This window comes from Brevundimonas sp. UBA2416, from assembly GCF_002343105.1.
Taxonomy (GTDB): Bacteria; Pseudomonadota; Alphaproteobacteria; order Caulobacterales; family Caulobacteraceae; genus Brevundimonas.
Window position 1 is genome coordinate 1 of the sequence record NZ_DDRM01000013.1, and the last position, 8861, is coordinate 8861.

Consider the following 8861-nt stretch of genomic DNA (forward strand, 5'->3'; position numbering starts at 1 on the left):
CCGCCGTGCTGCGAACCCCCGCCGCCGCCCCCACCGCCACCGCCGTGTTGCGAGACGCCGCCTCCCCCCCCGTTTGGCGGCGGCAACATCAACGTCAACGTCAATGTGAACGCGAACTCGAACTCCAACGCCAACTCGGGCGCCAGCGCCGGCGCCCGCGCGGGAATCGGCGCTCGCGCCGGCAGCTTCTCCACCGGCGGTGGCGGCGGCGGTTCAGCCTATGTGACGGTGGACCAGCCCTATCCGACCACGATCAACGGCCTGATGGTCGAGGGCGCGCGTGTCCGGCAGGTCATTCGCGTGCCCTATGAGGCCCGGCGTCGCTGGGAGAAGCGGGTCGTCATCCGCGCCTTCTGCATCGATGACCGCAATGTACCGCATCCGGCTTCGCAGGTGCGTCCCGACCGGGACGTGGACGGCGACTATGAGGGGGAGCTGTATCGCTGCCTCGCCGGCACCTGGCTGCAGATCACCTGGGCTGAATACGAGGGCCATGTCGATTTCGGGCGCGGCGAAACGATGGACTGCCGCAAGGGCGAGGCCCTCTGGCACGGCCGCGGCGGCCGGATCGAGTGCAAGGCCCAGCGGGCCGAGCGCGAATGCAACGAACGCTCGCTGCTGCGCCGCTATGGCGCGGGCGTGAAGATCCTGACCTGGGTCCGCGAGGAGACCTATACGGAATACCGCGAGGAAGTGGTCGAGCAGGCCGGCTACGCCGTGCAGGGCGCGACGATCACCCTGGACGGCGGCGTCGGCGGTCGGGTTTTCTGACCAGCAGGTGAACCGGGCCGTTCAGCCGCGCGTCAGTCGCGGCGGCCCAGAGTGCGACCGTCGGCTCCGTCGACGATCCTGAGAAGCAAACTGGCCCCGATCCGCAAGGACCGGGGCCTTTTTTCGCCTATTGCGCCGGGGCCGCTGCGGCCGGGGCGACGGGGTTGTCGGAGACCGCCACACCGCGCCAGGCCGTGTCGGGCCGCAGATACTGACGCGCCGCCCGCTGGATGTCGGCCACGGTGATGGCCTCCAGATCGGAGATGTGGGTCAGGATCTGTTCGACGTCAGCCGGATTGGCGGCCACGCCGGACAGTTGGCCCAGCCAGTATTCGTTCCCGGCCTGGGTGCGCTTCAGCCGCTCTACCTCGGGCAGACGGGCCCGGTTCAGCTCGTCTTCCGTGATCGGCGTATCCCGGAGCGAGGCCGTGATGGCGTTCACGGCGTCGTAGAAGGCCGTGAAGGACTCAGGGCGAGTCAGCGCCTGGACGAAGATCGAGCCGTAGCCCGCGAAGGTGTCGGATGAACTCGCGCCGACCCCGGGGGAATAGGCGATGGCCAGCCGCTCGCGGATCTCTTCGGTGGCGCGCAGGCTCATGACCTCGCCGAGGATCTGGATCGTCCGGGCCTCCGTGCGGTCGACGACCGAGTCGGTGGTCGGCCAAGCGATGTAGGCCAGCCCCTGCTCGCCGGGGCCGGTGTGCTTCAGCACGACCGGCTCGGGCGTGCCGGCCGGGAAGCGTCGCTCGGTGGCGCCCGGCGCCGGCTGGGGCGCCGGGCCGCGAGCGGGCAGGGCTCCGAAGGTCGTTGAGACGGCGGCGATCGCGTCTTCCACCGTCACGTCGCCGACCACCGTCACGTCGATCGGGCCGGAGGCCAGACCAGCGGTGACGCCGCTGCGCAGTTGCTCGATCGTCCAGGAGCCAACCTCGGCAGCCGTCGGAAGCGACTCGCGCTTGTCGCCGCTGGCGAGAAGCTCGCCGGACTGGAGGGCGAAGGCGCCGCCCGGCGTGGCCATCTGCTGGGCGATGATCTGCGGGAACAGCGCCTGGATCTGCTGGAACGGCGCGGGGCGCAGGCCCGGATCGGTCAGATAGGCCGCCAGAACCTGCATCTGCAGGTTCAGATCCGCGGGCCGGGTGGCGCCCGACAGCTGCCAGGCGTCGCTGTCGGCGCTGAAGCCGACGCTGTAGATGCGGCCGCTGAGTACGCGGTTGATCTCATCTGCCGTGAGCCTGCCGAGTCCGCCCGACTGGAATACGAAGCCGGCGAAGGCCAGCGGGGTGGAGCGGTCGGTCGGCAGGGCCAGCTCGCCGATTCCGGTCCGAACACTGACCAGGATTTGCTCGTCACGGAAGGTGGTCGGCTTCACCGTCAGGCGCACGCCGTTCGGGAAGGTGACGACCGTGGCTCCAACAGCGGTCAGTTCGGTACGGTCTGTCGGGGCCGACGCGGGACCGAAGTTGGCGTAGGGCCAGTCGAGCTGCGCCTGGGCGGCAGGGGCCGCGACCGGCGCTTGACGCGAGGCCTCGAGCGCGGCGGTGACGGCATCCGCCCCGCCTTCGATCTCGACCGGGGTGATGACGAGGATCACCGGGCCCTGTCCTTCAAAGACAGGCGGCAGGACGCTGTTCACCTGCGCCGCCGTCAGGCCTTCGACGGCCTGGTTGAACAGGGCCAGGTTTGTCGCCGGGGCGGTGAAGACAGTCTGGTTGTTCGCGGCGTTCAGCAGGCCATTGACCAGACCCGGCGTGGTACGGGTCGCGGCGGCGGCGGCGGCGTTCTCCAGCGCCGTGCGGGTGTCGGTGATCTCGCGCTGCAGTTCGGCGTCCGATACGCCGAACTGGACCAGACGGCGCTGTTCCTGTTCGATCGTCTCAAGCGCGCGCTGCCAGCCGCCCGGATTGAAGGTGGCGTTGATCCCGCCGATCTCCAGACTGTCCACCACGGTCGAGCTGGACGCGCCGGCGGCGATGATGGGGGCGTTGTCCTGACGGGAGATTTCCCCGAGGCGACGGTTCAGCACGGCCAGACCAAGGTTCCGGATCAGGTTCGAGCGGCGCTCGGCGACGGTGTCCGGGTCCAGATCGGGATCGCGGACCCAGTTGAGCTGGATCGATGACTGGATGCCGGGTTCGACCAGAATGCTGGTCTGGGGTCCACGCGGCTGGACCGTGCCCAGATCGGGCTCCGGACCGTCGGCGGCCTTCGGCTCCCAGCTTTCGAAGGCCGCGCGGATCTTGCCTTCCATGACATCAACGTCGAAGTCGCCGACGGCGATGAAGGTCGCCCGGTTGGGACGGTAGTAGGCGTGATAGAATTCGACGAACCGTTCGCGCGGCGCGGTGCGGATGATGTTCAGGTCGCCGATCGGAAAGCGGTTGGACAGACGCTGGCCCGGAGCCAGCAGCGCCAGCTGCGCCTTGGCGGAGCGGAGGCCGGGCGTGTTGCGGGTCCGCTCCTCGCCTTCGATCACGCCGCGTTCGGCATCCAGGGCGGCGGGATCCATCAGCGCCTCGGACACCTGCTCGCGCATGATGCGCAGGGCCGCATCGACGGTCTCGTCGTTCGTGCGCGGCAGTTCGAGTTGGTAGAAGGTCTGGTCAAAGCCGGTCGCGGCGTTGGTGTCGGCCCCGAAGGCCAGACCCAGACGCTCGAGGATGCGAAGCAGCTCATTCTCGGGGATGTTGGTCGTCCCGTTGAAGGCCATGTGCTCCATGAAGTGGGCGAGACCGAGCTGATCCTCGTTCTCCATCAGCGAGCCGGCGTCGATGCGCAAACGCAGTGACGCCTGTCCGGGCGGGGTGGCGTTGCGCATGACGGCGTATTGCATCCCGTTGGGCAGGACGCCGAAACGGACATTGGCGTCCACGGGAATGTCGCTCGTCGCATGGGCCCATGGATCGGAAGGCTGGACCTGCGCGAGGGCCGGAGCGGCTGCGGTCAGGGCGGCTACGGAAGCCGCGACAAGCAGGAACAGACGGGCGGAACGCATTATCGGTCTCTTTCCGAAGGGCGCGAAGGCTCCCGGATCGGGGCCGCGCCGGACAAATGGCAAGGACCGCAATACACCTATCGCCGACGCCCCGAGCAACCCTTCGGCGACGGGGCGACAAGGCTCAAGTTACCGAATGTTAATTTCCAGGTCGCGAGACGTAGAAGCTGGCCGAGTTTCCGACCGCATTGGCGCCGGAGATCACCGAACGGTTCGAGCCCGCGACGGTTGTGTTGGCGACCGCAGATACATCGCCCGTGTTGGTCTGGGTGTTGCGGGCTTCCAGACGGCCTTCGCAATCCGAGCAGGCGTAGCCGGTGACGCTGTTGCCGACGGCGTCCGCGCCAACGTAGACGTCGTAGCCGTTCGTTCCCGAGAAGTTGGAGATCACATCGACGCCGCCCGTGTTGAACTGGGTGTTGTCGATCTCGACGTAGATGTCGTTGTTGCCGACCGACAGCTCGTTCGCCGCCCCGCGGGCATAGGCTTCGGCGCGACCGTAGTCATAGGCGGTGGTCAGGGCCGAGGCGCGAACGAAGCTGGAGTTCCTCTGGTCCGACGCATTCACGACCGAACCGCCCTCGTTATAGAGCACAGCCTGGTTGGCGGTGGCGCGGGCGCGGGCGGCGAGATCCCAGGCATTGCCGGCGTTGGCGCTGGCCTCGGCTTCGATGAAGCTGCCGAAAGAGCGCTGGGCGATGCTGAGGTTCTGGCCCGAGGTGCTGTCGCTGTTGACCGCGATGGCGTTGACGATGGCCTGGCTGGTCACACTGGCCTCGGCCGGGATGTACTGGCTCTCGATCCGGCCGAAGGATCGGACGATGGCGGACGAGGACTGGTCGATCGTCCCGCTGACGAACGAGGTCTGTCCGTAGGCGGCCACGGTGTTGGAGATGGCCGACGCTCCGACGGCGGCGCCGGCGTGCAGGCGCGCGGTGCTGTCGCCGATCTCGGTGGTGGCGCTGATCAGGCCGTCGTCGGTCGTCTGGGTCGCGTCGAGGGTCAGGCTGGCGTCGTAGGCGCTGACCGCCAGATAGTTGCCGCCGGCCTGGGTCGTGGCGTTGACCACGCCATAGGTGTCGCCACCCAGGGTGATGTCGGTGGTCGCCACCGCGTCGCCCTGCATCGTCTGGTCGGACTGGACGGTGATCGAGCCATTATAGACGGCGCCCGAGGCGCTGTTGCCCTGGGCCGAGGTCTGGACCGTCACCTGATCCTGCGAATCGACGACGTTCAGCGTCTGGCCGGCGAAGACGTCGCCCAGTTGCAGTTGCTGATTGAGGACGATCGTGCCGTCCTGCGCGGCGGCCTCAGTAGCGGCTGCGGCGCACAGCACCGTCGCGGCGATCGTGCCAGCGAGACGGATCCGCGCGGGTTTCGCCATTGTTCGTGTCCGTGTTGGGGTAAGCGGCATAATAGCCTCCGGTCGGGCCGACCGTGCCGCCCAGGGGATCCGGTCCGGCGCTGAGGCAGACTTCCGGTCCGGGAGCGCCGTAGAGGTTGGCCATGAACTCCACCGTCGCGCGCTCGATGAGCGCCCGCACGGCCAGCTGGACCGGTTCCAGCCCGCCTTCACCGGCGGAGATGTCGAAGACATTGCCGTTCAGGAAGTCGAACACGCCGGCCGAGATTTCGCGACCAATGATCTGCTTCTGGTAGGAGACGACGTCGACGACCTCGAGCGTGGTGGTCTGGATCAGTCGCAGGTCGATGCCGATGTTCATCACATAGGCCTTGGCCGCGAACGCCGTCGACAGCGGTGTCTGGCTGGAGGCTTGGCCCGCGGCGGCGTCGAAACCGCCCGAACGGATATTGTAGTTCACCTCGGTGATGCCGCCGATGATGTAGAAGTCCGTGCCGGGGACCGAGCCCGCAATGATGCGGCGGTACTGGACATCGTCGGCGCCGCCGGGGCCGTCGTCGCCGATCAACCGGTTGTTGGCGTAGCGCAGCTCCATCTCGGAAACCGAGGTGTCGTAACGCTCGACCATCCGCGCGCCGGACTTGGCCAGGGCCGTCATGGCCATCAGCGAGGCGCCGCCGGTGATCTGGCGACCGCCATCGGCGGAGACCGTGCCGGTGTAGTCCGCGATCCGTCCCACGGCGATGCGCGGGGAGGGCAGGTTATAGCGCCGGGCGTAATCGGCCATGCAATAGAGGGCGGCGGAGTAGGGGGTCGGATTGGCCGTGACCGGCGCATTGCCGATGGGCGTGGCGTACAGACCCTGCGGACCGGCCGAGGACGAGATACAGCCGCTCAGCAACGCCGCCGTCGCACAGGCGGCGACAGCCGTTCTCAGGCGCCGTGAAATGGAGCCAGCGATCATGGAAGCCTCAGGGTCCCGTTCAGGCTCGTTCCGGCGGTGACGGCGCCGTTGTTGACCTGGCTCGAGTTGACGATGACCGTGTTGTGATTGCCCTGGACCACGACGTTCAGGCTGTTGCCGATGGCGGTTGAGCCGCCGATGGCTGTTCCCCCTGCGCCCCCCGCTCCGGAGTAGCTGGAAGACACGCCGCCGCTGGCGCTGGAATAGGTGCTGGCGCCCGCCTGGATGATTCCGTCCACGATGAGTCGGTTGCCGTTGGCGTCCCGCGTCGAGCCGGATTGCGGACGGGCGGTGGTGTAGCGCGCTCCGCCGTAGCCGGCCGAATAGGCCCCCATACCGGACGATCCCGCCGACTGCGCCGCCGCGACGGCGGGCAGGGCCAGCGTCGCAACGGCGACGGCGACGAGGGCTGGCAGTGCCTTTGTCCTGACGATCATGACGGGCGACTCCACGCAAACATGGTTTACGGGCCGGCAAGGACCCTGCGTGCCAATCTGGGTCATGGTTATTAAGAAGCGCTTGCCATGATGACGTTTGGCGCCCGACGGAGGCGACAGCATCTTTCTCCGGAGACCGACCTGACCCAACCGCCCGCCGAACGGATTCTGAATGCGCCGACGGTGAGCGTGTTGCTCGCCGGGTCGATGCCGGCGCTCTACCTGATTCAGGAACGCCTGCCCGACGCCGGGCTGTCGCTGGCCTTTCGGCCGTCGTCCCTGTGGACGGGGGAGTGGTGGCCGGGACTCCTGACCTCGATGTTCGTGCACGGGGGCTGGGCCCATGTGGCGATGAACGCCGCCGGCGCCCTTGCCTTCGGACCGCCTCTGGCGCGTCTGATGGGCGGGTCGAGGGGCGCCGTCAGCTTCCTGCTCTTCTATATAGCGTGCGGACTGGTCGCGACGGGGGGCTATGGCCTGGTCCATCCGGACAGCTATGATTCGCTGATCGGGGCGTCCGGCGCGGTCTTCGGCCTGATGGGCGGCGCGCTTCGGCTGCTGGGCCGACGGAACCAGAGGCTGCGGCCGCTTCAGGACCGGGGGTTCCTGACGACGACGGCTGTGATCATGGCGGTGAACGCCGCCGTCGGTCTGATCGGGCTGGCCCCGGGCATGGACGGCGCGCGGATCGCCTGGGAGGCCCATGCGTTCGGATTCGTCTGCGGGGCCTTGCTGATCGGTCCGTGGGCGAAGGCGTTCGGATCACGCCCCGAGCCATTTGCTTCCCCGCCCGATCTGCGCGACCCTGACGTCTGAAGCGGGCCGTCCGCGGCCGCGCTCTATATAAAGAGAGGGAGGAGCCGCGATGCTGGTCGCCGAAATTCTCAAGGACAAGGGCGACGCCGTCTACGCCATTGGGCCGGATATGCCGCTGGGCGACGCCTGCGGGGAGCTGGACCGGCTGAAGGTCGGCGCTCTCATGGTCTGCGACAAGGACAAGGTGGTCGGGGTTCTGTCCGAAAGGGATGTGGTCAAGGCCGTGGCCCGCGACGGGCAGCCCGCGCTGGCCCGTCCGGTGTCCGCCTATATGACCAGCGAAGTCATCTTCGCCGCGCCCGGGGAGACGGTGGCGATTCTGATGGGCCGGATGACCGACCGCCGGATCCGGCATCTTCCCGTGCTGAGGGACGGGCGGCTGGCCGGGGTGATCTCGATCGGGGATGTGGTCAAATGCCAGATCGCCGAAGCCACCCAGGAAGCGGAATCCCTGCGTACCTATATAGCGGGCTAGGTCGGCCTCTTTACGGCCACGCTTGGGCGATCGGGACTCCGCGAGAAAGTTCGTGAAACTGTCGGATTCCGGTTGCGGACGAAACGGTCGCTGCGTATATCGCCGCCTCGCTCGGAAACGGGCCGGCCGCCGGGGCCACGGAGACGAAAGCCTCCAGGGTTCCTCGGGAAGAAAGTCGCGAAAGCGGGTTGCTTCCTTAAGGGTGTTCGGTTAGGTTCCGCGCTCCAAACGAATCGTCGGTAACGAAACAGAGGCAAGCCTCTCGGGCTTTCCAGACGGTTTTTTGCGGCCTGAAGTCCTCGGATTTCATTCTCCGCGAAATGGCTGAAAAGCCCGATTGACACGGAGAATGGCTCTCTCTAGACAGCCGCCTCCGCCGCCCTCCGGGGCGGGTTCGCAGACAGAGGTTCTTCTTTAAAAAGAACCACTTGACGCGGAAAAATGAGACGCTAAACAGCGCCTCCCTCGCCTCCGGGCGGGACTACTGGAAAGAGGATGTTCTTCGGAATATCCGCTTGACACGGAATAGCGAGGCGACTACATCGCCGCCTCCGCCGTCACCGGGCGTTAAACGGTGGGGCCGGTCAGCCGGCTTCTACGGTCTTTGAAATCGTTGATCTGGAAAGAGAAACGCAGGCGGCGGTGTCCTAGCGATAGTCCTTCGGGACTGTCTATCGACACTGACATCTGCGGTCTTTTTGAAAAGACACCATGACGTCGCTCTTCGGAGAGACGTTCGTGGGATCTCGTCAATAATACGTAGAACTAATGCCAAATCGGATTTCGGTCCGATCTGCTTAGGTCAGAAGTCAACTCAACCTGAGAGTTTGATCCTGGCTCAGAGCGAACGCTGGCGGCAGGCCTAACACATGCAAGTCGAACGGACCCTTCGGGGTTAGTGGCGGACGGGTGAGTAACACGTGGGAACGTGCCTTTAGGTTCGGAATAGCTCCTGGAAACGGGTGGTAATGCCGAATGTGCCCTTCGGGGGAAAGATTTATCGCCTTTAGAGCGGCCCGCGTCTGATTAGCTAGTTGGTG

General features: G+C 66.6%; 7 protein-coding genes and 1 rRNA gene. 4 read left to right on the plus strand and 4 right to left on the minus strand.

The window, feature by feature from the left end; translation table 11 throughout:
• The coding region (locus B3E43_RS03545; protein WP_292026660.1) for a hypothetical protein at positions 1-771 on the plus strand (771 nt) is incomplete at its 5' end.
• 127 nt (positions 772-898) lie between these two features.
• On the opposite strand, the gene B3E43_RS03550 is transcribed toward B3E43_RS03545, so the two are convergent.
• From B3E43_RS03550 to hfaA, 4 genes are all read right to left on the minus strand, one after another.
• The gene (locus tag B3E43_RS03550) at positions 899-3766 is read right to left on the minus strand and encodes a M16 family metallopeptidase (protein ID WP_292026664.1); all 2868 of its coding nucleotides are present in this window, start codon (positions 3764-3766) and stop codon (positions 899-901) included.
• A gap of 139 nt (positions 3767-3905) precedes the next feature.
• Positions 3906-5150, minus strand: a complete 1245-nt coding sequence (hfaD, locus tag B3E43_RS03555; protein ID WP_292026665.1) for a holdfast anchor protein HfaD — start codon at positions 5148-5150, stop codon at positions 3906-3908.
• Positions 5077-6093 (minus strand): holdfast anchoring protein HfaB, encoded by a 1017-nt coding sequence (hfaB, locus tag B3E43_RS03560; RefSeq protein ID WP_292026667.1) that lies wholly within the window; start codon positions 6091-6093, stop codon positions 5077-5079. Before hfaB ends, hfaD begins: the two co-directional genes overlap by 74 nt.
• Complete coding sequence (gene hfaA, locus B3E43_RS03565) at positions 6090-6530, minus strand: holdfast anchoring protein HfaA (RefSeq protein WP_292026669.1); 441 nt, start codon at positions 6528-6530, stop codon at positions 6090-6092. The genes hfaB and hfaA overlap by 4 nt, the downstream gene beginning before the upstream one ends.
• Before the next feature lie 183 nt (positions 6531-6713).
• Between hfaA and B3E43_RS03570 the strand changes: the two genes are divergently transcribed.
• From B3E43_RS03570 to B3E43_RS03580, 3 genes are all read left to right on the plus strand, one after another.
• Positions 6714-7346 (plus strand): rhomboid family intramembrane serine protease, encoded by a 633-nt coding sequence (locus B3E43_RS03570; RefSeq protein ID WP_292026671.1) that lies wholly within the window; start codon positions 6714-6716, stop codon positions 7344-7346.
• Between the two features lie 49 nt (positions 7347-7395).
• Positions 7396-7821, plus strand: a complete 426-nt coding sequence (locus B3E43_RS03575) for a CBS domain-containing protein (protein WP_292026674.1) — start codon at positions 7396-7398, stop codon at positions 7819-7821.
• Positions 7822-8636: 815 nt separating this feature from the next.
• A 16S ribosomal RNA gene (locus B3E43_RS03580) occupies positions 8637-8861 on the plus strand; the annotation flags it as partial.